The sequence below is a fragment of the Burkholderia sp. 4NA327C6 genome (assembly GCF_005502655.1).
In the GTDB taxonomy this organism is placed as follows: domain Bacteria; phylum Pseudomonadota; class Gammaproteobacteria; order Burkholderiales; family Burkholderiaceae; genus Burkholderia; species Burkholderia contaminans.
Genome location: NZ_SCNZ01000003.1, coordinates 52,649 through 77,782, shown reverse-complemented (window position 1 = coordinate 77,782; position 25,134 = coordinate 52,649). Strand labels below are relative to the sequence as shown.

Here is a 25,134-nt window from a genome sequence, read left to right as displayed (position 1 = left end):
GACGCCACGGCCGTTGACGGCACGCGTGACCGGACGATCGGGACAAACCATGATGCGCGGCGGCCAGCCTCGGTCGCCGCGCCGGAACCCGGCCGCAAGCCTTTACAATCGCGGCCATGAATACTTCGAATTCCGCATCCCCTTCGTCCGCGGCGGCCCTGCCGCGCATCGCCGTGCTCGCCACCGGCGGCACGATCGCCGGTGCCGCGCCCGACGCGGCCAGCACGGCCGGCTACCAGGCCGGCGCGCTCGGCGTCAATTTCCTGGTCGACGCGGTGCCGGCGCTCGCGTCCGTCGCGCGCATCGACGCCGAGCAGATCGCCAGCATCGACAGCAAGGATCTCGCGCTGCCACTGTGGAATACGCTCGCCGCGCGGATCGACGCGCTGATGGCCGACCCGGCGGTCGACGGCATCGTGATCACCCACGGCACCGATACGCTCGAGGAAACCGCGTATGCGCTGCACCTGGTCGTCAACGGCGACAAGCCTGTCGTGCTGACGGCCGCGATGCGGCCGGCGACCGCGCTGTCGTCCGATGGTCCGCTGAACCTGCTGAACGCGGTGACGGTCGCCGCGCACCCGTCCGCACGCGGGCAGGGCGTGCTGGTCGCATTCAACAACCGGATCCACGGCGCGCGCGACGTCGTGAAGACGAGCACCTATGCGGTCGATGCGTTCCAGTCGCCGGAGCTCGGTGCGCTCGGCTGGGTGCAGGACGGCCGGGTCGAATTCGCCCGCCGCGTCACGCGTTCGCGCGACACGCAACTGGCGATCGCCGCCGCGTGGCCGCCCGTCGAAGTCGTCGCGAGCTACGCGGGCGTGACGCGGACGGCCGTCGATGCACTCGTCGCGGCCGGCGTGCGCGGTCTCGTCGTCGCGGGCACGGGCAACGGCTCGATCCATGCGACGCTGCAGGCGGCGCTGGCCGATGCGGCGAATGCGGGCGTCGTGGTGGTTCGCGCGTCGCGCGTCGGGTCAGGGCACGTGATGCGCAACGGCGCGGCGAGCGACGATGCGCTCGGCTTCGTGAGCGCAGGGTCGCTGAACCCGTTCAAGGCGCGCGTGCTGCTGATGCTCGCGCTCGCGAACGGCATTCACGGCCGCGACGCACTGCAACGCGCGTTCGATACGCTGTGAACGGCTGACCGCTGCGCGCGGCGCGGGCCGCGCGCGTCACCATGAAAAAAGGCAGGCCGATGGCCTGCCTTCTTGCGTCCGTCAGTCCTGCAACAATGCTCAGGACTGCGGCGGAATCACGAGCTTCTGGCCCGGGTAGATCCGGTCCGGGCTCGACAGCATCGGCTTGTTCGCCTCGAAGATCACCGGGTACTTGTTCGCATCGCCGTAGACTTCCTTGGCGATCGCCGACAGCGTGTCGCCCGGCTTCACGTCGTGGTACTGCACTTCCGGATCGTCCGGCTGCAGATCGTCGTCGTTGACGCCCGCGACGCCTTGCACGTTGCCGGCCGCGACCTTGACCTTGGCCTTCGTGTCGAGGTCGGCGACGCTGCCCGACAGCGTCACGGTGCGCGACGCGCCGTCGAACGCCACGGTCAGGTTCGACGTGTCGAGACCTTGCGTGTTGATGTAGTTCTTGATGGCATCGGCCGCGGTCTGGTTTGCGGCATTCGGATCTTCCGCGGCTTGCGCATCGGCATGACCCAGCAGTTTTTCACCCGCCTCTTTGATAAACGAAAGAAGACCCATCGTTGCACTCCTTAGGTGGTTGAAAAGAAAACGCGCCGTGAAGTGGCGAAAAAAACACCGCGCTGGGCGCGGTCACCGGAGGTGAACGCAAGCGCGGCGGTTTTCTCGAAAGGCGTGGCGAAAGTGTAGGCGTTCATGACGACGATTGCATGAAAAATCGCACGCTTGAACGTAAAGAAATGTAATACGCGAAATCCGACAGGCGGACACCCGACGACGACGTCTGACCGACCAAGGCTTCCCCGGCGTCGCCGGGTGCCGCTGCGGACCCCACCACGCCGCTCTCAGCCCAGAGCGGCGTTTTTCGCCCCGTCCCGCATGCCGTCGGCAGTGCAGGGCGGGGCGCCCCACCGTGATGCGCGAGCGTGTCGCGCATCGATGCGACCGGCCGTGCCGGTCACGTGTGTCTGTCGCGCGCGTCCGCCATCGCAGCGGAAACGCGCATCGTTGCAGCCGTGTTACGCGGCCGGCGTCTGGCCGATCTCGAAGTTCGACATGATCTCGAGCGCGCGCACGAGTGCCGAGTGATCCCATGCCTTGCCGCCGTGCGATGCACACACGCTGAACAGCTGCTGCGCGCTGGCCGTGTGCGGCAGCGCTAGGCCGAGCTTGCGTGCGCCGTCGAGCGCGAGGTTCAGGTCCTTCTGGTGCAGCTCGATGCGGAAGCCCGGATCGAACGTGCGCTTCGTCATCCGCGCGCCGTGCACTTCGAGGATGCGCGACGCGGCGAAGCCGCCCATCAGCGCCTGGCGCACACGCTCCGGATCGGCACCCGAACGTGCGGCGAACAGCAGCGCTTCGCCCACCGCCTCGATGTTCAGCGCGACGATGATCTGGTTCGCGACCTTGCAGGTCTGGCCCGCGCCGTTGTCGCCGACAAGCGTGATGTTCTTGCCCATCTTCTCGAACAGCGGCTTCGCGCGCTCGAACGCCGCCTCCGGGCCGCCGACCATGATCGTCAGCGTCGCTTCGCGTGCGCCGACTTCACCGCCGGACACCGGCGCGTCGAGGTAGTCGCAGCCGAGCGCGTTGATCTGCTTCGCGAATTCCTGCGTGTCGAGCGGCGAGATCGAGCTCATGTCGATCACGAGCTTGCCGGCCGTCAGGCCCTTCGCGACGCCGTCGTCGGCGAACAGCACGTTACGCACGTCCGGCGTGTCCGGCACCATCGAGATGATGATGTCCGCGTTCCGCGCGACTTCGGTCGAGTTCGCGACGACCTTCGCGCTCGTGCGCAGGTCCTCGGGAATCGGGAACGCGCCGTTCACGACGAGCTGGTGGTCGCCCTTGAGCAGGTTGCGCGCCATGTGCGCGCCCATGATGCCGAGGCCGATGAAACCGATGGTTGCCATGTGAAAGTCTCCTATAGGGCTGAAACGGGAAGGGCGCGACTCAGGCGGCGCGACGCGCCGAGCCGGGTGCGCAGCCGGCGATGCTTTGCAGCCAGCCGAGGCCTTCCGTCGTGGTGGTGCGGGGCTTGTACTCGCAGCCGACGTAGCCGGCATAGCCGAGCCGGTCGAGCAGCGCGAACAGGAACGCGTAGTTGATCTCGCCCGTGCCCGGCTCGTTGCGGCCCGGGTTGTCCGCGAGCTGGACGTGGCCGATCGACGCGAGGTTGCGTTCGATCGTCGCGGCCAGTTCGCCTTCCATGCGCTGCATGTGATAGATGTCGTACTGCAGGAACAGGTTGTCCGAGCCGACCGCGCGGATCACGTCGAGCCCTTCGGACGAGCGGTTCAGCGCGAAGCCCGGGATGTCGAAGCTGTTGCACGGCTCGACGAGCAGGCGGATGCCTTCGCGCTTCAACGCATCGGCGGCAAAGCGCAGGTTGTCGACGATCGTGACGAACGTCTTGTCGCGCGCCGTGCTGGCCGACGGGATGCCGACGAGGCAGTTCAGTAGCGGCACCTTCAGCGCCTTCGCGTACTCGATCGCACGGCCGACGCCTTCCTGGAATTCGCCGACGCGGTCGGGCAGGCACGCGATGCCGCGCTCGCCCTGGTCCCAGTTGCCGGCCGGCAGGTTGTGCAGCACGAGGCGCAGGCGATGCGTCTCGAGCCGCTCGGCGAGTTCCTCTTTCGCGTACGGGTACGGGAACAGGAACTCGACGGCGTCGAAGCCCGCATCGGCGGCCGCCTTGAAGCGGTCGAGGAACGGCACTTCGTTGAACAGCATGGTCAGGTTTGCAGCAAACTTCGGCATGAGCTAAGCCTCTTCGGTCGGTCAGTCAAAAATGTCGTGCGGTTCAGTCGAGCATCGAGATCGCGGTCGGTGCGTGCTCGGCCTTTTCGGCGAGATCCTCGAATTCGTTGATCGCGTCGATTTCGGTGCCCATCGAGATGTTCGTCACACGCTCGAGGATCACTTCCACGACCACCGGCACGCTGAACTCTTCCGCGAGCGTTTGCGCCTGACGCAGCGCCGGCTCGATCTCTTCCGGCTTGAACACGCGCAGCGCCTTGCAGCCGAGGCCTTCCGCGACGGCCACGTGGTCGACGCCGTAGCCGTTCAGTTCCGGCGCATTCACGTTGTCGAACGCGAGCTGCACGCAGTAGTCCATGTCGAACGCACGCTGCGCCTGGCGGATCAGCCCGAGGTACGAGTTGTTCACGACGACGTGCACGTACGGCAGCTTGAATTGCGCGCCGGCCGCCAGTTCCTCGATCATGAACTGGAAGTCGTAGTCGCCGGACAGCGCGACGATCGGGCGGCCCGGGTCTGCTGCACGCACGCCGAGCGCGGCGGGGATCGTCCAGCCGAGCGGGCCGGCCTGGCCGCAGTTGATCCAGTTGCGTGCCTTGAACACGTGCAGGAACTGCGCGGCGGCGATCTGCGACAGGCCGATCGTGCTGACGTAGCAGGTATCGCGGCCGAACACCTTGTTCATCTCTTCGTACACGCGCTGCGGCTTGACCGGCACGTTGTCGAAGTGGGTCTTGCGCTGCAGCGTGCGCTTGCGCTCCTGGCATTCCGACACCCACGCGCTGCGGTCCTTCAGCTTGCCGGCGGCCTTCCATTCCTGTGCAACGGCGACGAACAGCTCCAGTGCGGCCTTCGCGTCCGACACGATGCCGAGATCCGGGCCGAACACGCGACCGATCTGCGTCGGTTCGATGTCGACGTGGACGAACTTGCGGCCCTTCGTATAGACCTCGACGCTGCCCGTGTGGCGGTTCGCCCAGCGGTTGCCGATGCCGAGCACGAAGTCGGACGCGAGCATCGTGGCGTTGCCGTAGCGGTGCGACGTCTGCAGGCCGACCATGCCGGCCATCAGCGGGTGGTCGTCCGCAATCGCGCCCCACGACATCAGCGTCGGGATCACCGGCACGCCGATCGTTTCGGCGAACTGGACGAGCAGGTCTTCCGCCGCTGCGTTGAGCACGCCGCCGCCCGACACGATCAGCGGCTTGTCCGCGTCGTTGAGCATCGCGAGCGCCTTCTCGATCTGCGCGCGGGTGGCAGCGGGCTTGTAGACCGGCAGCGGTTCGTACGTGTCGATGTCGAATTCGATTTCGGCGAGCTGCACGTCGATCGGCAGGTCGACCAGCACCGGGCCCGGACGGCCCGAGCGCATCAGGTGGAATGCCTGCTGGAACACGCGCGGCACGAGCGCCGGTTCGCGCACGGTGACGGCCCACTTCGTGACGGGCTTCGCGATCGATTCGATGTCGACGGCCTGGAAGTCTTCCTTGTACAGGCGGGCACGCGGTGCCTGGCCCGTGATCGCGAGGATCGGAATCGAGTCGGCCGAGGCGGAGTAGAGGCCCGTGATCATGTCGGTGCCGGCGGGGCCCGACGTGCCGATGCACACGCCGATGTTGCCCGGGGCCGCACGCGTGAAGCCTTCGGCCATGTGCGACGCGCCTTCGACGTGGCGTGCCAGTACGTGGCTGATGCCACCGGACTTGCGCATGGCCGAGTAGAACGGGTTGATCGCTGCGCCCGGCACGCCGAATGCGGTCTGGATGCCTTCTTTCTCGAGCACGAGCACAGCTGCGTCGACGGCTCTCATCTTGGCCATGAATGTCTCCTTGAATGGGGTGGATCTTGCAAGTGGGTCTGTTGGGGACACTTTAGGGATGCAGGAAAGGTTTGATAAGATCAGCCGCAGTCGCTTTTTTCGAAACTAAAAGTATGGAATGACGGCCTGGCGGGCTTTCCGCTGGCGCCGGAACAGAGACGGAGACGGGAGATGGATCGCTTCAAGCAGATCGAGACGTTCGTGCGGGTGGCCGATGCCGGCAGCCTGGCGGCGGCGGCGCTCGAGGAGGGCGTGTCGCCGGTGGTGCTGGGGCGACGCATCGACGCGCTCGAAAAGCGTCTCGGCGTGAAGCTGATGTACCGTTCGACGCGGCGGCTGGTGGTCAGCGAGGAGGGCGCGGCGTTCCTCGAGCGTTGCCGCGGCCTCCTGTCCGAATGGGACCAGGCCGAGAACGAACTGGCCGCCGGGCGGCGCGCGGTCAGCGGGCACCTGATCGTGTCCGCGCCGGCCGCATTCGGGCGCAAGCATGTCGCGCCGCATGCGCCCGGCTTTCTGGCCGACAAGCCCGAGATGCAGTTGTCGTTCAACCTGACCGATCGCGTCGTCGATCTCGTGCGCGAAGGCTACGACCTGTCGATCCGGATCGGCGGGGCCGTCGATCCGAACTTCGTCGCGGTGAAGCTCGCGTCGAACCGGCGCGTGGTGTGCGGCACGCCCGGATATTTCCGCCAGCATGGCCGGCCGAAGTCGCTCGACGACCTGCTCAAGCACAACTGCCTGGCGTTCAACCTGCAGGGCGGGCAGAACCGCGGCTGGTATTTCCAGCGCCACGGCAAGATCGCGACGATGCGTGTCGCAGGCAATCTCGACTGCAACGACGGCGAACTGCTGCACCGCTGGGTGGCCGAAGGTCTCGGGCTCGGCTGGCGCTCGACGTGGGAAATCGCCGCCCAGCTCGAGACGGGCGAGCTTGAAACCGTGCTCGACGAATATGCGTTGCCCGACTACGACATCCTCGCGGTCTACCCGCAGCAGCGCTACGTGCCGGCGCGCGTGCGCTACTTCATCGACTACCTGCGCGCCGCTTACGCGAGCCCGGGCTACTGGAGCACCACGCCGTAACCGGCACGGACGGCCTGGCCACCGGGCCGTTTGACGATTTATTTGCGCTTCAGCCGCGCGTCGCGGGAATAAACTCGACGCAACGACGGTAAGGTCATCAAGCGTGCACGTTGCCGGTCTGTCCGGGCACCGTGTCCGGAACGGGCGCGGCTTCGGCCGCCGGGACCAGGGAGGCCATGTGGGGCAAGCCGGACAGGCGGTCGAAGAGCGGTCGGCAGACGACGCGGTTGCGCGTGGCGAGCGGTTTCGTGCGCTCGTGCTGCCACATCTCGACGCCGCATACAATCTCGCGCGCTGGCTGAGCGGCAACGCCGGCGATGCGGACGACGTCGTCCAGGACGCGTGCATGCGCGCACTGCGCTTCGTCGATTCGTGTCGCGGCGACAACGCGCGGCCGTGGCTGCTGACGATCGTGCGCCATACCTGGTACACGGAATGGCGACGCCGCACGCATGCGCACGAGGTCGCGCTGCCCGACACGCTCGACGACACCGACGTGCCCGACGACTGGCAACCGGCGACCGACGATCCGCTCGCGCACCTGCTGCGCGGCGAGAACGTGCGGCTCGTGAACGAAGCGCTCGCGAAGCTGCCGCCCGAATACCGCGAGGTGCTCGTGCTGCGCGAGATGGAGGACCTGAGCTACCGCGAGATTGCGGCGATCGCGGACGTGCCGGTCGGCACGGTGATGTCGCGGCTCGCACGGGGCCGGCGCAAGCTCGCCGCGCTGCTGGGCGGCCCGCCGGCACCGGCGACCGAAGGCAGGCCGGGCCGTACGCCGGCTGGCGGAACCGCATCGGAGGCTATCGATGGACTGTAACGAAGCGCGAGCGTTGCTGGACGCGGACGTCGACCGCGAGCTGTCGGCGCCCGATGCGTTGCGGGTCCAGCAGCATGTCGAAGGGTGCGAAGCGTGCCGCCGCGAACGCGCGCGGATCGTCACGCTGGTGCAGGCCGTGCGCCAGGCTGACTATCACCGTGCGCCGGATGCGTTGCGGGCCAGCATTCTCGCGAGCCTGCCGGCAGCGGCCGATGCGCCCGTGCGCGAGCAGGCGCGGGCGGAGCCGCAGCCCGAACCGCGCTCAAAGCCGCAGCCGCGTCCACGCGGTCGCCGCTGGTTTTCGTGGCTGACGGGCCAGGGCGGGGCGGCACGCCCGGCGTCGGCCGGCATGGGGCCGCGCGTTGCCGCGCTGCCCGGCCTCGGTTGGGGTGTCGCGCTGCTGGTGGCGCTTGCCGCGGCGGGCGGGATGGCGTTGTCCGCCCGCCACGCCGAGACCGACCGCACGGTCGACGAACTCGTGTCGAGCCACGTGCGGGCCGACCTGTCGGCGCGCGACATCGACGTGATCTCGACCGACCGGCATACGGTCAAGCCGTGGTTCAACGGCCGGATCGACTATGCGCCGCCGGTCGAGGATCTCGCGGCGGACGGCTTCGCGCTGGTCGGCGGCCGGCTCGACTACGTCGGGCGTCGCCGCGTCGCGGTGCTCGTCTACCGTTACCGGCAGCACGTGATCGACGTCTACGTGCGGCCGGCCGGAGAGGGGGCAGGGGCGCCGTACTCGACCGTGTCGCAGGGCTACGCGCTCGACCGGTGGGACGCGGCCGGGATGACGTGGTGGGCCGTGACCGACGCCGAGCCGTCGGCGCTCGCGGCATTCAGGACCGCGCTCGATGCGCGGCTCGGGGTCACGCGCACCGAGTGACGGCACGGCTGCGGGCTACGGGCCCGCCGCGAGCTTCTGTTCCGACCCTGACCGGGAAAAGAGAGTCGAAGGGCGGCCCGCTTGCCGGGCGCGCCCTTCAAGTCGTTGAAAACATGGCCGAATCCGTGTGCGAATCGTCGATTGGTCTTGCATGTGCCCCGTATCCGGGTTAGAATCTTCGGCTTCTCACTTGCCACACCGGTTCAGACGCCCGGGTGGCTTTAATCCACAAGGAGTGTGTAATGCGTCATTACGAAATCGTATTCATCGTGCACCCCGATCAGAGCGAGCAAGTGCCCGCGATGATCGAGCGTTACAAGACCACGATCACGTCGCACGGCGGTCAGATCCACCGCGTCGAAGACTGGGGCCGTCGCCAACTGGCCTACATGATCGAGAAACTCGCGAAGGCTCACTACGTCTGCATGAACATCGAGTGCGACCAGACGACGCTCGACGAACTCGAACACGCGTTCAAGTTCAACGACGCCGTGCTGCGCCACCTCATCGTCAAGATGAAGAAGGCCGAAACCGGCCCGTCGCCGATGATGAAGGAAGTTCAGCGCGAAGAAGCCAAGAAGGCGGCTGCAGCTCAGCCGACCGAAGCGCAGGCTTAAGTTCGTCACTCATTAAGCCATCAAGGAGCGCGTCACTCACGTGAACAGGTTGCAATTGACGGCAAGCGTCGTCGAACGCGCACCGGTGCGATATACGCCGGCAGGTGTTCCGATCGCAAGCGCCACATTGCATCACCGCACGGAAGTCGTCGAAGCAGGCATTCCCCGTCAGGTCGAAATGACGATCGAGGCGGTGGCGGCCGGTGAGGCGAGCGGCAGGCTGGAGAGTCGTGAAATGGGCGTCGAAACGCTGTTCACGGGCTTCCTGGCAAAAAAGAGCCGCAACGCGAGAACCTTGGTGTTTCACATCACAGCATTGCAGGACATTGGAAAGGACTGAAATCATGCCCCGCCCGACTGGTAAGAAATTCGACAAGCGTCGTCAGCAACAAAACCCGCTCTTCAAGCGCAAGAAGTTCTGCCGTTTCACGGCCGCAGGCGTCGAGCAGATCGACTACAAGGACACGGAAACGCTGAAGGACTTCATCGGCGAAAACGGCAAGATCACGCCGGCTCGTCTGACGGGTACGAAGGCGCACTATCAGCGTCAGCTGGATACGGCCATCAAGCGTGCGCGTTTCCTCGCGCTGCTGCCGTACACCGATCAGCACAAGGCGTAATCAGGCGACGCAAAAAGGAGAATTCGAATGCAAATCATTCTGTTGGAAAAAGTCGCCAATCTGGGTAACCTCGGCGACATCGTCAAGGTCAAGGACGGTTACGCTCGCAACTTCCTGATCCCGAACCGCAAGGCTCGCCGCGCAACGAAGGAAGCGATCGCCGAATTCGAAGTTCGCCGCGCTGAACTCGAAAAGATCGCCGCTGAAAAGCTGGCAGCATCGCAGGCAGTCGGCGAGAAGCTGAACGGCCAGTCGTTCGAAATCACGCAGAAGTCGGGCGTTGACGGCCGTCTGTTCGGCTCGGTCACGAACGGCGACGTCGCGGAACTGCTGAAGAAGGCAGGTTTCGAAGTCGAGAAGCTGCAAGTTCGCATGCCGGAAGGCCCGCTGAAGATGATCGGCGAGCACAGCGTCCAGGTCGCGCTGCATACGGACGTCGTCGTCGACGTCACGATCAACGTGATCGGCGACCACGCGTAAGCGTACGCAAGCTTTCCGGGCGGCTTCCGCCGTCCGGACAAGGGCAGGCGCCCGGGCAACCGGGGCCTGCCTTTTTTATTGCGCGCTCGCCGGCAAGCGGTGGTAGCGCTGCCGCCATCTATTCGCGATAATCCCAACCCATGAACGCGCCGCAAGATCCTCAAATCGAATCGCTGAAAGTCCCGCCGCATTCGGTCGAAGCCGAGCAGTCGGTGCTCGGCGGCCTGTTGCTCGACAACGCGGCCTGGGACCGGATTGCCGACTTCCTGTCGCAAGGCGATTTCTACCGCTACGACCACCGGATCATCTACGAGCACATCGGCCGCCTGATCGCGTCGACGCGCCCGGCCGACGTCGTGACCGTGTACGAAGCGCTGACCACGTCCGGCAAAGCCGACGACGTCGGCGGGCTTGCCTACCTGAACGCGCTCGCACAGAACACGCCGAGCGCGGCGAACATCCGCCGTTATGCGGAAATCGTGCGCGACCGCGCGGTGCTGCGCCGGCTCGTGTCGGTCGCCGACGAGATCTCGGCCGATGCGTTCAACCCGCAGGGCAAGGAAGTCCGCCAGCTGCTCGACGAGGCCGAGTCGAAGGTGTTCTCGATCGCCGAAGAGGGCGCGCGCGGCAACCAGGGCTTCCTCGAGATCGGCCCGCTGCTCACGCAGGTCGTCGAGCGCATCGATACGCTGTACCACACGGCGAACCCGAGCGACGTCACGGGCACGCCGACGGGCTTCGTCGACCTCGACCGGATGACGTCGGGGATGCACGGCGGCGAACTGATCATCGTTGCGGGAAGACCGTCGATGGGCAAGACCGCATTCTCGATGAACATCGGCGAATACGTCGCGGTCGAGTACGGGCTGCCGGTCGCGGTGTTCTCGATGGAAATGCCGGGCACCCAGCTCGTGATGCGGATGCTCGGCTCGATCGGCCGGCTCGACCAGCACCGGATGCGCACGGGCCGCCTGACGGACGAGGATTGGCCGAAACTGACGCACGCCGTGCAGAAGATGAGCGAGGCGCAGCTCTTCATCGACGAGACGGGCGGCCTGAACCCGATGGAATTGCGCTCGCGCGCGCGGCGTCTGGCGCGGCAGTGCGGCAAGCTCGGCTTGATCATCGTCGACTACCTGCAGCTGATGTCGGGTTCGTCGCAGGGGGAGAACCGCGCGACCGAAATCTCGGAAATCTCGCGATCGCTGAAGAGCCTCGCGAAGGAACTCGACGTGCCGGTGATCGCGCTGTCGCAGCTGAACCGCGGCCTCGAACAGCGTCCGAACAAGCGCCCGGTGATGTCGGACTTGCGCGAATCGGGCGCAATCGAACAGGACGCGGACGTGATCCTGTTCATCTACCGTGACGAAGTCTACAACCCGGACAGCCCCGACAAGGGCACGGCCGAAATCATCATCGGCAAGCAGCGTAACGGTCCGATCGGCCCCGTTCGGCTCACGTTCCTGGGGCAATACACGAAGTTCGACAACTTTGCAGGGGCGCAGACGTTCTACGGCGAGTAACGCCGGTTTGTAAAGCCCTAAATCGCCAAACGTTGTATCCAATCCCGGCGCGCGCATGTGCGCGCGTCGCGTCGCGACCGAAAACGGTACAATGTCGCCCGTTTTCGTGACAGTAGTTTGACAATCTCTCAGGAATCCCATGTTCGGTCGATTCATGCCCACCGAGGGCAAGTTCTTTGAACTCTTCAACGCGCACGCGAAGCACATCGTTTCCGGTGGCCGCGAACTCGAACTGCTGATCGACAATCTCGCCGACGCCGAGATTCACAAGCAAAACGTGCAGACTGCCGAGAAGGCCGCCGACAAGCTCACGCACGAGGCGATCGATCTGCTGCACAAGACGTTCATCACGCCGCTCGATCGCGACGAGATCCACAAGCTGATCACGACGATGGACGACATCCTCGACCTGATGGAAGACGTCGCGACGGCCGTGTCGCTGTACGACGTCCGTGCCGTCACGTCCGAAGCGAGCCAGCTCGCGCACATCGTCACGCAGTCGGCCCAGCACGTGCAGCAGGCAGTGGCCATGCTTTCCGACATGAAGCAGTCGGCGCAGATCCTCAAGCAGTGCGAGGAGATCGACCGCTGGGAGTCGGAGGCCGATCGCGTGCTGCGTGCGGCCATGTCGAAGCTGTTCCGCGAGGAAGACGACGTGAAGACGCTCATCAAGCTGAAGGCGATCTACGAGCTGCTCGAAGAGATCACCGACAAGTGCGAGGACGTCGCGAACATCATCGAAGGCATCGTGCTGGAAAACGCCTGAGCGGACCACGATGCATTCGATACAACTCGCCCTATGGATGGTCGCGGCGCTGGTGCTCGTCGCGCTCGTATTCGACTTCATGAACGGCTTTCACGACGCGGCGAACTCGATCGCCACCGTCGTGTCGACCGGGGTGCTGAAGCCCCAGCAGGCCGTCGTGTTCGCGGCCGCGTTCAACGTGATCGCGTACTTCATCTTCCACCTGAAAGTCGCGCAGACCGTCGGTAAAGGCACGATCGACCCCGAGATCGTCGACCACTACGTCATATTCGGCGCGCTGGTCGGTGCGATCGGCTGGAACGTGATCACGTGGTACTACGGGATTCCGTCGAGCTCGTCGCACGCGCTGATCGGCGGCCTGGTCGGCGCGGCGCTCGCCAAGTCGGGCTGGAGCTCGCTGAACATCGACGGGCTGCTGAAGACCATCGCGTTCATCTTCATCTCGCCGCTGCTCGGCTTCATCCTCGGCTCGCTGTTCATGCTCGGCGTGTCGTGGCTGTACTTCCGCACCGCGCCCAGCAAGGTCGACCGGCGCTTCCGGCGGCTGCAGCTGCTGTCGGCGGGGCTGTACAGCCTCGGGCACGGCGGCAACGACGCGCAGAAGACGATCGGCATCATCTGGATGCTGCTGATCGCGTCGGGCTATGCGTCGGCAACCGCCGATGCGCCGCCGGCGTGGGTGATCGGCGCGTGCTACCTGTCGATGGGCCTCGGCACGCTGTTCGGCGGCTGGCGCATCGTGCGCACGATGGGCCAGAAGATCACGAAGCTCAAGCCGGTCGGCGGTTTCTGTGCGGAAACCGGTGGCGCGATGACGCTGTTCCTCGCATCGTTCCTCGGCATTCCGGTGTCGACCACGCACACGATCACCGGTGCGATCGTCGGTGTCGGTGCAACGCAGAAGCTGTCGGCCGTGCGCTGGGGCGTGGCCGGCAACATCGTGTGGGCATGGGTGCTGACGCTGCCCGCGGCCGCACTGTTCGCGGCCGGCGGATGGTGGCTCGGCCACCAGATCTTCTGATTGCCGACGTCGTAGCCGGATCGACATCCGATGCGCCGCAAGCCGAGAGGCTGCGGCGCATTTTCTTTTGGAGCGGGGAAGTTTTCGACGGAACGGGGGGGGGCGGCGGCAGATACCGCCAACGTCATTTACTGTCGAGGTTCGGGCAACCGGTCAGTAGCTTCCGTTCGCAAACCGCGCGATCGGATCGTCTGTCGTACTGGTGCGCGGGCGGACAGGCGCGGATTGCGTCGACGCGCGCAATACCTGCACAGGTGCGGGCTCGATACTGCGCGGAGACGCCGACGCGGCGGCAGGTGGCGGTTCGGCATCGAACGCGGCGGCCTGAGCGGCCGTGAGCGCCGTCGTCGGAATCTGCGTGCCGGACTCCACCGGGGCGGCAGGCGCTGCATTGGCCGTCATCGCGGTCATGCCGTCATTCGTTGACGTTGCCTGTTGCTGCGCGGCCTGCATACGCGGTGGCGGCGGTTCGTACGGATCGGCGGCCGGGGCAGCAGGTGCGGCTGCGGCGGTCGTCACGACCGGCGCGGCAGCGATGACGGGCGAGGGCGCAGGCGCCTGCGCCGTTCTCGCTTGCGACGACGCATAGGCAGGCGGCCGCGGCGCAGCGGCAGTTGCGACCACCGTGGCCGGTACGGCCGCCGGCGCGCTGCGCGGCTCGTCGCGCTTCGCCTCGTAGGTCGGCGCGTCGAACGGCGTAGGCGCCCCGCGCGGCGGCGCGACGCGGCGAATACCGTCGAAACGCTTGGCCCAGTACGGGTTCGTCAGGTAGTCGAGCCGCACGGTGCCGCCCGTCGACGGTGCGTTGACGAAGCGCAGCTTGCCGACGTAGATGCCGACGTGCGAATGCGCGCGGCCGGTCGTATTGAAGAAGATCAGGTCACCCGGCGCGATCTGGTCCGGGTCGATCGATACGCCGCGGCTGCTCATGTCGGCGGTCGTGCGCGGCAGGTTCACGTCGGCCGCGCGGCCAATCACGTAGCGCACGAGCCCGCTGCAGTCGAAGCCGCTCGTCGGTGTGTTGCCGCCCCAGCGATACGGGACGCCGACGAGGCTCATCGCCTGGATCGAGATTTCTTCCTGGCCGACGCTGTGATCGACGAATTTCGGGAAATTGGCAGGAGCGGGAAACGCGCGCGGTGTCGTGATCCTCATGCCCGAATCGGAGCGCGATGCCGACTGCGGCGGCACGCTGGAGCAGGCCGCAAGCAGGGAAACGACAGCAACGGGAACCCAGATTCGAAGCATGGCAAGGCGGGCAAGCGCGGCGCGCTCGCGAATCGTATGACAACAGACAGACCCGATGGTAGACGCTCCGGCGGGGCTTAAGCAACCATTCTTGAGAATTTACTTGAAGTTTCGCGCGTAAACAGCGTTGTTGCGTGACGAAGCGTTACTTGCGTTTTCGACCCCAAATAAAAACGGCGCTCCGTTTCCGGAGCGCCGCGAGGCGTCGACAGTCGGCCGATCGGCCGGCTGGCCGCGTTACAGGATGTCCGACGCGTAGTCGGCGAGCCGCGAGCGTTCGCCGCGCGCGAGCGTCACGTGGCCGCTGTGCCCCCAGCCCTTGAAGCGGTCGACGACGTACGTGAGGCCCGAGCTGCCCTCGGTCAGGTAAGGCGTGTCGATCTGCGCGATGTTGCCGAGGCACACGATCTTCGTGCCCGGGCCCGCGCGCGTGACGAGCGTCTTCATCTGCTTCGGCGTCAGGTTCTGCGCCTCGTCGATGATCAGGTACTTGTCGACGAACGTGCGGCCGCGCATGAAGTTCATGCTCTTCACCTTCAGGCGCGAACGGATCAGTTCCTGCGTCGCGGCACGGCCCCATTCGCCAGCCGCGTCGTCGGTCTTCTGCAGCACTTCGAGGTTGTCGTCGAATGCGCCCATCCACGGCTGCATCTTCTCTTCCTCGGTGCCCGGCAGGAAACCGATGTCCTCGCCGACGGGCACGGTCGCGCGCGTCACGATGATCTCGTTGTAGCGCTTGTCGTCGAGCACCTGCGCGAGGCCGGCCGCGAGCGCGACGAGCGTCTTGCCGGTGCCGGCCTGGCCGAGCAGCGTGACGAAGTCGATCTCGGGGTTCATCAGCAGGTTCAGCGCGAAGTTCTGCTCGCGGTTGCGCGCGGTGATGCCCCACACGTTGTTCTTGTGGTGGCTGTAGTCGCGCAGCGTCTGCAGCAGCGCCGTCTTGCCGTTCAGCTCGCGGACGATCGCATGGAACGTCGGCTCGCCGTTCTGCGGCTCGAGATAGACGAACTCGTTGACGAGCATCGACGCGACGAGCGGGCCCGTCACGCGGTAGTACGTGGTGCCCGTCTTCGTGTCCTGCCAGCTCTCCATGCCCTTCGCATGCTTGGTCCAGAAGTCCTGTGGCAGTTCGCGCACGCCGTTGTACAGGAGATCGGAATCCTCGAGTACCTGGTCGTTGAAGTAGTCTTCCGCGGGCAGGCCGAGCGCGTGCGCCTTGATCCGCATGTTGATGTCTTTCGACACCAGCACGACCTGACGGTCGGGCCGGTCGCGCTGCAGCGCGCGCACGACGCCGAGGATCTGGTTGTCGGCCTTGCCTTCGGGCAAGCCTTCGACGGGTGCGATATCCGCGAGCTTGGTCTGGAAGTACAGGCGGCCGAGCGCCTCGCGGCTGCCGAGGCGCGACAGCGGAATGCCGGCCGTGATCGCGCCGGCATCGGCGACGAGCGCGTCGAGCGTGCGGCTGACCTGGCGTGCGTTGCGCGCGACTTCGGACATCCCCTTCTTGTGGTTGTCGAGTTCCTCGAGCGTCATCATCGGCAGATAGACGTCGTGTTCCTCGAAGCGGAAGAGGCTGCTCGGGTCGTGCATCAGCACGTTGGTGTCGAGCACGAACAGCTTCTGCTGTTCGGCTTCCGCGGGCTTGCGGCTGCGCGACTTCGTCGCGGCGCCGGTATCGCGCGCGGGGGCGGCGGCCGGTCTGTCGGCAGCCGGTTTGTCGTTGCGCGCGACGATCGGCGCCGCGGGTTCGGCGGCCGCCGGCATCGGCTGCAGCAGGGTAGCCGTCTGTTTCGGCTTGCGGCCACGTGCGGGTGTGCTTGCGGCATCTTGCGTCGAAGACGCGACGGCGCGCAGCGGCGCGGCCGTGTTCGCGGCTTCGGTCATCGGTTGGGCCACGCTCGCCGGACCAAAGTCACCGGCTGTGGATGCGTCCCCTTCGGCGGATTTCTTCGCGGCTTTCGCGGGCCGCGCTTTCGCCTTGTATTCGTCGGGCGGCAGCAGGCTGCCGAGCTTGCTGGGGGGAGTAGGCAAAGGCATGGTGTCCCTCGGGAGGAATCGTGTCGCATGGCGTGCGCCGCTGATCGCATCCTGCGTGACGTAGACGCATGCAGTTTGCGCGCGGTGGCGCACAGGAAGTTCGTCTAGCCGGTTCGCCTAAGTGTCGATCAGCTCCTTGACGCGGTGAGGGCCGGACCGAGGCCCGGCGCGCAATCCATAAAAAAAGCCGCTGCCTCGTCGATAGAGGCATGCGGCTCGGCTGATACGGTCGTAATGCGCGTCAGGTGCCGGCAAGCATCGCAACGAGCACCGGCGCAGCTACGAGAAATATGGGGCGAACTGGCATTCATTGCGGCCCAATATAACGCGCCTCAAAGCGCTTGTACAGCACTTAGCACGTCGTCCACATGACCCGGTACCTTGATGCCGCGCCATGCCTGGCGAAGCACGCCGTCGGCGTCGATCAGGAACGTGGAGCGCTCGATTCCGCGCACTTCCTTGCCATACATTTTCTTCATCTTGATGACATCGAACAGCGCGCACAGCGCTTCGTCGGCATCGGAAATCAGCGGGAACGGCAGTTCGAGCTTCGCCTTGAAATTGTCATGCGAGCGCAGGCTGTCGCGCGACACGCCGATGACTTCCGCGCCGGCTTTCTTGAACTTCGGATAGAGATCGCGGAACTGCAGCCCTTCGGTCGTGCAGCCCGGCGTGTTGTCCTTCGGATAGAAGTACAGCACGAGTTTCCTGCCCTTCAGGTCGGACAGCGAAATGTCGCCGCCCGTGGCCGGTGCGGTGAAATCGGGAACTTGACGGTCAACTTCGACGGACACGTGTTTCTCCTGTTGTTATGGAAAGGCGCCGCTGCGGCGGCGCGGTTCGGCGGGGCGTCGCGGCAGTGCGCCGCAAGGGCGCAGCGGGCGACGCCGGCACGCGCGAACTCAGTCGGGCTGGACGATCAGCTCGCCGGAGCGGCCGGGAATTTCGCCCCACGTGACAGGGTACGATGGCAGCGAGTCGCGGTCCAGCGCTGCGTGGTAGTCGCCCATCGTCGCGAACGTGTGGCCTTGCGCGCGCCAGCCGGCGAGCAGTTGCTCGAACACGGGCGCGAGCTTCTGGCCTTCCAGTTCCGCATGCAGCGTGAACACCTGGTCGTGCGGATTGGTTTCGGTGAACTTGAGGATGTGCGCGGCGACGTTGTGCGTGTCGACGCCGTCGATGCCGAGCACTTCGTCGAGCGTCGGCAGCGTGGTGGGCATCTGCACGTGCGACAGCGTGCGGCCATTGACGACGGGCAGGTACGGCGAATGGCCGCGGCCATCGGATGCGTAGCGCATCCCCCATGCGTCGATCTGCTCGAACGCGGAATCGTTCATCTGCCAGCCGGCCGCGCCGTGCGTGACGGGCGGCGCGCCGAAGATCTCGATGAAGCGCGCGTGGCTCTTCTGCATTTCACGCGCGGTCCAGTCGCGATCGCGCACGCGGACGTTGTCCTGCCAGTACACGTGATCCCACGTGTGGATCCCGCATTCGAAGCCGGCCTCGTGAATCGCGCGCATGTCGGCGATCGCGCGGCGGCCGATGTCGGGGCCCGGCAGCAGCACGCCGTACATCAGCTGCTTCACGCCGTAATGCTCGACCACCGACGTGCGCGACACCTTCTTCAGGAAGCCGGGGCGGAACACGCGCCGCAGCGCCCAGCCCGTGTGATCGGGCCCGAGGCTGAAGAGGAAGGTCGCGCGCGCACTGAAGCGGTCGAAGATGCGCGCGAGATTCGGCACGCCTTCGCGCGTGCCGCGCAGCGTGTCGACGTCGATCTTGAGGACGATGCGAGCCAAGCGAACGTCCCGATCAGCCTTGCTGTTCGACGAGCGCGCGCGCGTCGGCGACGTGGCCGCGATACGCTTCGAAGATGTTGCGCAGTGCGTCGTCGAACGTCGCTTGCGGCGCCCAGCCGAGTTCCTGCATCGTGTTGTCGATCTTCGGCACGCGGTTCTGCACGTCCTGGTAGCCGTTGCCGTAGTAGGCGCCGGACGTCGTCTCGACGAGCTTCACCTGCTTGGCCGAATCGGCATACTCGGGGAATTCCGCCGCCAGTTCGAGCATCTTGTGCGCGAGTTCGCGAACCGAGAAATTGTTCTTCGGATTCCCGATGTTGTAGATCTTGCCCGACGCGACGCCGTCCTTGTTCTCGATGATCTTCATCAGCGCGCTGATGCCGTCGCCGATGTCGGTGAACGCGCGCTTCTGCGAGCCGCCGTCGACGAGGCTGATGTTCTCGCCGCGCACGATGTGGCCGAGGAACTGCGTGACCACGCGCGAGCTGCCTTCCTTCGGCGTGTAGATCGAGTCGAGGCCCGGGCCGATCCAGTTGAACGGACGGAACAGCGTGAAGTTCAGGCCTTCCATCCCGTAGCCCCAGATCACGCGGTCCATCAGCTGCTTCGAGCATGCGTAGATCCAGCGCGGCTTGTTGATCGGGCCGTAGGTGAGGGCCGATGCGTCCGGGTCGAACTGCTCGTCCGAGCACATGCCGTAGACCTCGGAGGTCGACGGGAACACGAGGTGCTTGCCGTACTTGACGGCCGAACGCACGATCGGCAGGTTCGCCTCGAAGTCGAGTTCGAACACGCGCAGCGGCTGCTGGACGTAGGTGGCGGGCGTCGCGATCGCGACGAGCGGCAGGATCACGTCGCACTTCTTCACGTGATACTCGACCCACTCCTTGTTGATCGTGATGTCGCCTTCGAAGAAATGCATCCGCTCGTGGTTGACGAGGTCGCCCAGCCGATCGGTCTGCATGTCCATGCCGAACACTTCCCAATCGGTGGTTTCAAGAATGCGCTTCGACAGGTGATGGCCGATGAAGCCGTTCACACCCAGGATCAGGACTTTTTTTGCTTTCATGAATGACGGGGAGAATGAATGAACTGCGCGAATTCCGCGGGCGTCACGACGGTTTCGCTGCCGTCCCGCTGCTGCCACAGCTCGAGAATGGATAGGGCGCGGCTGTCGCCGCAGACGCCGAATAGCGCATTATCGCTTACGTGCAGGCCGGGCGGCAAATCTGCCGCGGCGGCCGCTGCCGTGCTGCCGGGCGCCGCGAGGCGCGCGCGTGCGATCACGAAACGCGTGCCGTCGACGTCCGTGAACGCGCCCGGATACGGGGGCGCGACCGCGCGCACCAGGTTGTAGACCTGCGCGGCCGGCTTCGACCAGTCGATGCGACCGTCCTCGGGCTTGCGCCCGCCGTAGTAGCTGCCGGTGGCGAGATCGTTCGGCAGGTGCGGCGCCTCGCCGGCGAGTAGCGCGGGCAGCACGCGCCAGAGCGTCTGCTCGGCGGCTACCGTGACCTTGTCGAACACCTGCGTGGCGGTGTCGTCCGGCAGGATCGGCACCGCGGTCTGGCCGATGATCGCGCCGGCGTCGGGTTTCGCCGCCATCTCGTGCAGCGTCGCGCCGGTTTCGGTTTCGCCGTTCAGTACCGCCCAGTTGGTCGGTACCCGACCCCGGTATTTCGGCAGCAGCGACCCGTGCATGTTGTACGCGCCCTTCGGCGCGATCGCGAGCAGGTCCACCGGCAGCATGTGCCGGTAGTAGAACGAGAAGATGAAGTCCGGCTGCGCGTCGGAAACCGCGCGGCGCAGCGCCGGATCGGCGGGATCGGCCGGCGTGACGACCGGAATGCCGTGCTCGGCCGCGACGGACGCGACGCTGCCGAACCAGATGTTCTCGTTCGGGTTGTCCTCGTGCGTGACGACGAGCGCGACGTCGACGCCGCGCGCGAGCAGCACCTGCAGGCAGCGCACGCCGACGTTGTGATATGCGAAGACGACAGCGCGCGGCTTCATTGCGTGGCACCCGTGCGGTTTGCGCCGGCCGGCACTGCCGGCACGCCGTCGTGCTGCTCGAGCACGGCCTGGATCAGGTAGCGCGGCCGTGCACGCACCTGCTGGTAGATGCGGCCGACGTATTCGCCGAGCAGGCCGAGCGCGAAGATGATCACGCCGAGCAGGAAGAACGTGATGGCAAACAGCGTGAACACGCCTTGCACTTCCGCGCCGACGATGAAGCGTCGCACGAGCAGCAGCACGAACAACGCGGCTGAGCCGAGCGACAGGATCACGCCGATGAACGACAGCCACTGCAGCGGCACGACCGAGAAGCCCGTCACGAGGTCGAAGTTCAGCCGGATCAGGCTGTACAGCGAGTACTTCGACTCGCCGGCGAAGCGCTCCTCGTGCGCGACCTCGATTTCGGTCGGTTTCTGCGCGAACGTGTACGCGAGGGCGGGGATGAACGTGTTGACTTCGCCGCACACGTTGATCGTGTCGATGATGCGGCGGCTGTACGCGCGCAGCATGCAGCCCTGGTCGGTCATCTTGATGCGCGTGATGCGCTCGCGCAGACGGTTCATCATCTGCGACGCCTTGCGCCGCCACAGACTGTCCTGGCGCTGCTTGCGGATCGAGCCGACGTAGTCGTAGCCCTCGCGCATCTTCGCGATCAGCTTGCCGATTTCCTCGGGCGGGTTCTGCAGGTCGGCGTCGAGCGTGATGACGATCTCGCCGCGCGACTGCGCGAAGCCGGCGAGGATCGCCATATGCTGGCCGTAGTTGCCGTTGAGCAGCACGACGCGCGTCGTGTCGGGACGTACGTGGAACTGATCGGCGAGCATCGCGGCCGAGCGATCGCGGCTGCCGTCGTTGATCAGGATCACTTCGTACGACGTGCCGAGTGCGTCGAGTGCCGGGTACAGCCGCGCGAACAGCGCAGCCAGGCCATCTTCCTCGTTGTACACGGGGATGATGATCGATACTTCCGGGTTCGCGGCGCCCGGATGCCCGGCGCGTGCTTCAAGGTGACTCATGTACGCTTATTTTCCGTATTGTTCGCAAATCTGGTTGATGGCGTCGACCACGCGACGCACGTCGCCTTCCGTCATCTGCGTGAAGAGCGGCAGCGTGACGGTCGACGCGCCGTACCGTTCGGCGTGGGGGAACATGCCCTCCTTGAAGCCGCGTGCACGGTACAGCGTAAAAAGATGGATCGCCGGGTAGTGGATGCCCGTGCCGATGCCGCGTTCCTTCATCTGCGCCATGAACTCGGCGCGCGTGATCGTCAGGCGCTCGAGCGGCAGCGTGATCAGGAACATGTGCCAGTTGCCGTTCTCGAATTCGGCGATCGGCAGGCCGACGCCGAGCTTCACGGCTGCACTGCCGTCGAATTCGGCGAAGTATGCACGCGCCAGCGCGCGGCGCTGCGCGGTGAAGCGTTCGATGTGCGGCAACTGGCCGAGGCCGACGCGCGCGGCGACGTCGGTCAGGTTGTACTTGCCGCCGAGCACGTCGCAGTCCATCCCGTCGAAGCCCGTGCGCGTGATGCCCTGCAGCCGGTACTTCTGCGCGAGCGTCGCTTCTTCCTCGTTGTTCAGCACGAGCGCGCCGCCTTCGATCGTCGTCAGGTTCTTGTTCGCGTGGAAGCTGAACGACACGATGTCGCCGATCGCGCCGATGCGCTTGCCGTTCCACGTCGAGCCGAACGCCTGCGCCGCATCCTCGATCACGCGCAGCTTGTGTGCGCGTGCGATCGCGTACAGGCGGTCCATGTCGACCGGCAAGCCGGACAGGAACACCGGAATGATCGCCTTCGTGCGCGGCGTGATCGCCTGCTCGAGCTTGTCGAGGTCGATGTTGCGCGTGACGGGATCGATGTCGGCGAACACGGGCGTCGCGCCCGTCTCGAGGATCACGTTGCTGGTCGAGACCCACGACGCCGGCGTCGTGATCACTTCGTCGCCGGCGCCGACGCCCGCGATGCGCAGGCCGATCTCGAGCGTGCAGGTGCCCGAATTGAACGCGCGGACCGGACGGCCGCCGCAGTACTCGGACAGCGCCGCTTCGAATTTCTGGCACTGCGGGCCGGTGGTGATCCAGCCCGAGCGCAGTACGTCGACGACGCCCTGGATGGTTTCCTCATCGATCTCGGGGCGGGTGAACGGCAGAAACGGAGCGGTAGTCTGGCTCATGTACGCTTTGGCCTGTAATGGCGTGTAATAAAAGGGTCGGGCGATCCGTCCGAAACCGGCATTAAACACCGGTTGGCCGATTCGCACCGTGATTTTTTGTAGGCGGACGCTTAATGTGCACGGCGGGGCGTGCTCAGCTGCGCGCGAGCACCAGCACACCGATCAGGATGATGCCGATGCCGACGAGCCGCTGGACCGACAGCACTTCGCCGAACAGGTACCAGGCCGCGAACGCATTGACGACGTAGCCGAGCGACAGCATCGGGTACGCGATCGACACGTCGACCCGCGACAGCCCGACGATCCAGACCACGACGCTCAGCACGTAGCAGCCGAGGCCGCCGATGATCGGCAATTGGGTCGCGATCTTCAGGCCGACCGGGATGATGTTCGCACGGCTGAATTCGAAGTGTCCAACGGCGTTGACGCCGGCTTTCAGCAGAAGTTGCGCACAGGCGTTGAGCATCACGCCGGTGATGATGCAGACGAACGAAACGGGATTCATGCAGCGGGCGTCCTTACGATTGCGGTTTCTCGACGATCACGCGGCGGTTGTCGCGTGCAATCACGCGCATCGGCACGCCTTGCTTGACCAGGGCGTCGTATTGTCCGGGCGGCATGATCGCGAGCGCATGGGTTTCCTGCTTCCAGCGCGTGATCCACTCGTCGACGGTCGGAATCCACTTGTTCGGCTCCATCGAGATCCCGAACGCGAGCTCGTCCTGGCGCTGGACCATGATCGTCGTGTGGCCCATATAGAACGGGAACGTGTGATCGAGCATCTCGATCGAGTAGAACGGCGTGTCGGCCGGCAGTTTCGCCAGCTCGGCGCGCACGGCCGGCGCGAGGAGCGCGCCCGAGCTGTAGCGGCCGAATTCGTCGTGGCCGGTGCCGCCGATCGTGCCGAACGCGAGCCAGGCGGCGCCGAATGCGGCGAGCGCGGCAGCCACGCCCGTGCGGCGGTTCAGCCAGGCGGCCGCGAGCGTCAGCACGGCTGCGACCGCGAGGCCCGCGTACAGCCACATCTGGAAAGCGCGGTACAGCGCGTTCGGCGTGCGGGCATCGCCCTGGTACGCAAGGAAGATGACCCCGAACGCCGCGACGACGAGGAACACGAGATAGCCGAGCAGGTGGCGGCGGAACCGGTCGGCGCTCATCAGCGGCAGGTACGCGCCGATGATCAGTGCGAGCGCCGGCGCGACCGGCAGCACGTACGAGATCAGCTTCGAGTGCGACGCGCTGAAGAACAGGAAGATGAATGCGCTCCAGATCAGCAGCACGAGCATCGGCGAGAAGCCGTTCGGCTGGCGCGGCATCCGCAGCGCATGGCGAATGCTCTGCCACGCGACCGACAGCCACGGCAGGAAGCCGACCAGCAGCACGGGCACGAAGTAGTAGAGCGGGCCCGGGCGGTTCTGTTCCGGGGTCAGGTACCGGCGGAACTGCTGGACGATGAAGAAGAAGTTGAAGAACTCGGGGTTGCGCTGCTGGACGAGCACGAACCACGGGGTGACGATCGCGAAGAAGATCACGAGGCCGCTCACCAGGTACAGGCGCTTCCACAGCGCCCAGTCGCGCGCGATCAGCGTGTAGAGCACGAGCACGGCGCCGGGCAGGATCAGGCCGACGAGGCCCTTCGACAGCACCGCGAACGCCATCGCGGCCCAGCATGCCCACATCCAGCCCCGTGCGGCGGCCGGGCGCAGCCCGGGCCGCTGCGCGAGCAGCAGCGAGCACAGCGACAGCGCCATCCAGAATGCGAGCCCCATGTCGAGCGCGTTGAAGTGGCCCATCAGGTTCCAGTACGGCGCGCTGGCGAGCACGACGGCTGCGAGGAAGCCCGACAGCGGGTTGAACAGGCGCGCGCCGGTGTAGCCGACCAGCAGGATGCCCGCGAAGCTCGCGACGGCCGTGTAGAGGCGCGCCTGCCATTCGCCGATGCCGAACCACGCGAACGTGAGCGCGTTCAGCCAGGTCTGCAGCGGCGGCTTCTCGAAATACTTGTAGCCGTTGTAGCGCGGCGTGATCCAGTCGCCGGTGACGAACATCTCGCGCGCCATTTCCGCGTAGCGGCCTTCGTCGCTCGGGATCAGGTGGCGCAGCCCGAGCGGCGCGAACCAGACGATCGCGAGTGCGACGACGAGGAGGACGAGCGTGATGCGATTGAGCGGTAGCCTCGACGGCGTATCGTTCATGGATTTTCAGCCTGTTGGTTATTGTGACGGGCCGCCGGCGGGTTGCGCCGGGGGCGGGCGGCCCGGCCGGACCGATCCGGGGATCGACCCGCTGCGCCGGCCCGAGTTTTACCGCA

26 protein-coding genes and 1 pseudogene are annotated in these 25,134 nt (G+C 65.8%); 12 read left to right on the top strand and 15 right to left on the bottom strand.

The genetic code is table 11. The features are described from left to right. Positions 1-116 precede the first annotated feature (116 nt). Positions 117-1,139, top strand: coding sequence for an asparaginase (locus tag FFS49_RS03875; RefSeq protein ID WP_071334606.1), 1,023 nt, complete (start codon positions 117-119; stop codon positions 1,137-1,139). A 99-nt stretch (positions 1,140-1,238) separates the two neighbouring features. On the opposite strand, the gene lysM is transcribed toward FFS49_RS03875, so the two are convergent. The 5 genes from lysM to gcl form a co-directional block, all read right to left on the bottom strand. Then, positions 1,239-1,709, bottom strand: a complete 471-nt coding sequence (lysM, locus tag FFS49_RS03870) for a peptidoglycan-binding protein LysM (protein WP_039367010.1) — start codon at positions 1,707-1,709, stop codon at positions 1,239-1,241. Positions 1,710-1,720: 11 nt separating this feature from the next. Then, positions 1,721-1,846 carry a hypothetical protein gene (locus FFS49_RS42890; RefSeq protein WP_256093589.1) on the bottom strand — a complete coding sequence of 42 codons (126 nt, stop codon included), beginning with the start codon at positions 1,844-1,846 and terminating at the stop codon, positions 1,721-1,723. 321 nt (positions 1,847-2,167) lie between these two features. After that, on the bottom strand, positions 2,168-3,061 hold the full coding sequence (locus FFS49_RS03860) for a 2-hydroxy-3-oxopropionate reductase (RefSeq protein WP_071334605.1): 894 nt from the start codon (positions 3,059-3,061) through the stop codon (positions 2,168-2,170). Between the two features lie 40 nt (positions 3,062-3,101). After that, positions 3,102-3,911: a hydroxypyruvate isomerase gene (hyi, locus tag FFS49_RS03855; protein ID WP_105818556.1), complete on the bottom strand. Its 810-nt coding sequence runs from the start codon at positions 3,909-3,911 to the stop codon at positions 3,102-3,104. 43 nt (positions 3,912-3,954) lie between these two features. After that, positions 3,955-5,730, bottom strand: coding sequence for a glyoxylate carboligase (gcl, locus tag FFS49_RS03850; protein ID WP_039367001.1), 1,776 nt, complete (start codon positions 5,728-5,730; stop codon positions 3,955-3,957). Between the two features lie 171 nt (positions 5,731-5,901). Here gcl and FFS49_RS03845 point away from each other — a divergent pair, with 171 nt between their 5' ends. The 10 genes from FFS49_RS03845 (at position 5,902) to FFS49_RS03800 (ending at position 13,546) form a co-directional block, all read left to right on the top strand. Then, a complete protein-coding gene (locus tag FFS49_RS03845; RefSeq protein WP_039366999.1) occupies positions 5,902-6,813 on the top strand; it encodes a LysR family transcriptional regulator in 912 nt (303 codons plus the stop codon). A gap of 178 nt (positions 6,814-6,991) precedes the next feature. Continuing rightward, complete coding sequence (locus FFS49_RS03840; RefSeq protein ID WP_039366995.1) at positions 6,992-7,633, top strand: RNA polymerase sigma factor; 642 nt, start codon at positions 6,992-6,994, stop codon at positions 7,631-7,633. After that, positions 7,623-8,519 carry an anti-sigma factor gene (locus tag FFS49_RS03835; protein ID WP_105818555.1) on the top strand — a complete coding sequence of 299 codons (897 nt, stop codon included), beginning with the start codon at positions 7,623-7,625 and terminating at the stop codon, positions 8,517-8,519. The genes FFS49_RS03840 and FFS49_RS03835 overlap by 11 nt, the downstream gene beginning before the upstream one ends. Before the next feature lie 242 nt (positions 8,520-8,761). Then, positions 8,762-9,136, top strand: a complete 375-nt coding sequence (rpsF, locus tag FFS49_RS03830) for a 30S ribosomal protein S6 (protein ID WP_006402295.1) — start codon at positions 8,762-8,764, stop codon at positions 9,134-9,136. Between the two features lie 40 nt (positions 9,137-9,176). Beyond that, complete coding sequence (gene priB, locus FFS49_RS03825; protein ID WP_011657069.1) at positions 9,177-9,476, top strand: primosomal replication protein N; 300 nt, start codon at positions 9,177-9,179, stop codon at positions 9,474-9,476. Positions 9,477-9,480: 4 nt separating this feature from the next. Next, a complete protein-coding gene (gene rpsR, locus FFS49_RS03820; protein WP_006486248.1) occupies positions 9,481-9,756 on the top strand; it encodes a 30S ribosomal protein S18 in 276 nt (91 codons plus the stop codon). Between the two features lie 27 nt (positions 9,757-9,783). Next, entirely contained in the window at positions 9,784-10,236 is a 453-nt protein-coding gene (gene rplI / locus FFS49_RS03815) for a 50S ribosomal protein L9 (protein WP_039366989.1), read from the top strand. A 140-nt stretch (positions 10,237-10,376) separates the two neighbouring features. Next, positions 10,377-11,759, top strand: coding sequence for a replicative DNA helicase (locus FFS49_RS03810; protein ID WP_006486249.1), 1,383 nt, complete (start codon positions 10,377-10,379; stop codon positions 11,757-11,759). A 139-nt stretch (positions 11,760-11,898) separates the two neighbouring features. After that, positions 11,899-12,525, top strand: coding sequence for a DUF47 domain-containing protein (locus FFS49_RS03805; RefSeq protein WP_039366987.1), 627 nt, complete (start codon positions 11,899-11,901; stop codon positions 12,523-12,525). A 10-nt stretch (positions 12,526-12,535) separates the two neighbouring features. Continuing rightward, positions 12,536-13,546: an inorganic phosphate transporter gene (locus FFS49_RS03800; RefSeq protein ID WP_046543500.1), complete on the top strand. Its 1,011-nt coding sequence runs from the start codon at positions 12,536-12,538 to the stop codon at positions 13,544-13,546. Between the two features lie 153 nt (positions 13,547-13,699). Here the strand turns inward: FFS49_RS03800 and FFS49_RS03795 are convergent, their stop codons facing one another. After that, positions 13,700-14,794 (bottom strand): C40 family peptidase, encoded by a 1,095-nt coding sequence (locus FFS49_RS03795; RefSeq protein ID WP_105818554.1) that lies wholly within the window; start codon positions 14,792-14,794, stop codon positions 13,700-13,702. A gap of 237 nt (positions 14,795-15,031) precedes the next feature. Then, positions 15,032-16,834: a PhoH family protein gene (locus tag FFS49_RS03790; protein ID WP_105818553.1), complete on the bottom strand. Its 1,803-nt coding sequence runs from the start codon at positions 16,832-16,834 to the stop codon at positions 15,032-15,034. On the opposite strand from FFS49_RS03790, the pseudogene FFS49_RS42470 reads away from it, so the two are divergent. Then, positions 16,730-16,974: pseudogene (locus FFS49_RS42470) on the top strand (hypothetical protein); the annotation flags it as partial. The gene FFS49_RS03790 and the pseudogene FFS49_RS42470 overlap by 105 nt on opposite strands. A gap of 192 nt (positions 16,975-17,166) precedes the next feature. Here the strand turns inward: FFS49_RS42470 and FFS49_RS03780 are convergent. The 8 genes from FFS49_RS03780 to FFS49_RS03745 all read right to left on the bottom strand — a co-directional run bounded on the left by FFS49_RS03780 (position 17,167) and on the right by FFS49_RS03745 (position 25,018). After that, positions 17,167-17,628, bottom strand: coding sequence for a peroxiredoxin (locus tag FFS49_RS03780; protein ID WP_031403668.1), 462 nt, complete (start codon positions 17,626-17,628; stop codon positions 17,167-17,169). Positions 17,629-17,736: 108 nt separating this feature from the next. Further along, a complete protein-coding gene (locus FFS49_RS03775) occupies positions 17,737-18,633 on the bottom strand; it encodes a polysaccharide deacetylase family protein (protein ID WP_046545884.1) in 897 nt (298 codons plus the stop codon). Between the two features lie 13 nt (positions 18,634-18,646). Next, a complete protein-coding gene (locus FFS49_RS03770; protein ID WP_006482864.1) occupies positions 18,647-19,702 on the bottom strand; it encodes a bifunctional UDP-4-keto-pentose/UDP-xylose synthase in 1,056 nt (351 codons plus the stop codon). Next, on the bottom strand, positions 19,699-20,646 hold the full coding sequence (locus FFS49_RS03765; RefSeq protein WP_105818552.1) for a formyltransferase: 948 nt from the start codon (positions 20,644-20,646) through the stop codon (positions 19,699-19,701). The genes FFS49_RS03770 and FFS49_RS03765 overlap by 4 nt, the downstream gene beginning before the upstream one ends. After that, entirely contained in the window at positions 20,643-21,665 is a 1,023-nt protein-coding gene (locus FFS49_RS03760) for a glycosyltransferase (RefSeq protein WP_039366967.1), read from the bottom strand. The genes FFS49_RS03765 and FFS49_RS03760 overlap by 4 nt, the downstream gene beginning before the upstream one ends. 6 nt (positions 21,666-21,671) lie before the next feature. After that, positions 21,672-22,823 (bottom strand): DegT/DnrJ/EryC1/StrS aminotransferase family protein, encoded by a 1,152-nt coding sequence (locus tag FFS49_RS03755; RefSeq protein ID WP_039366965.1) that lies wholly within the window; start codon positions 22,821-22,823, stop codon positions 21,672-21,674. Between the two features lie 133 nt (positions 22,824-22,956). Continuing rightward, a complete protein-coding gene (locus FFS49_RS03750) occupies positions 22,957-23,328 on the bottom strand; it encodes an EamA family transporter (protein WP_011352303.1) in 372 nt (123 codons plus the stop codon). A 13-nt stretch (positions 23,329-23,341) separates the two neighbouring features. After that, positions 23,342-25,018, bottom strand: coding sequence for a glycosyltransferase family 39 protein (locus tag FFS49_RS03745; protein ID WP_039366962.1), 1,677 nt, complete (start codon positions 25,016-25,018; stop codon positions 23,342-23,344). Between the last annotated feature and the right edge of the window lie 116 nt (positions 25,019-25,134).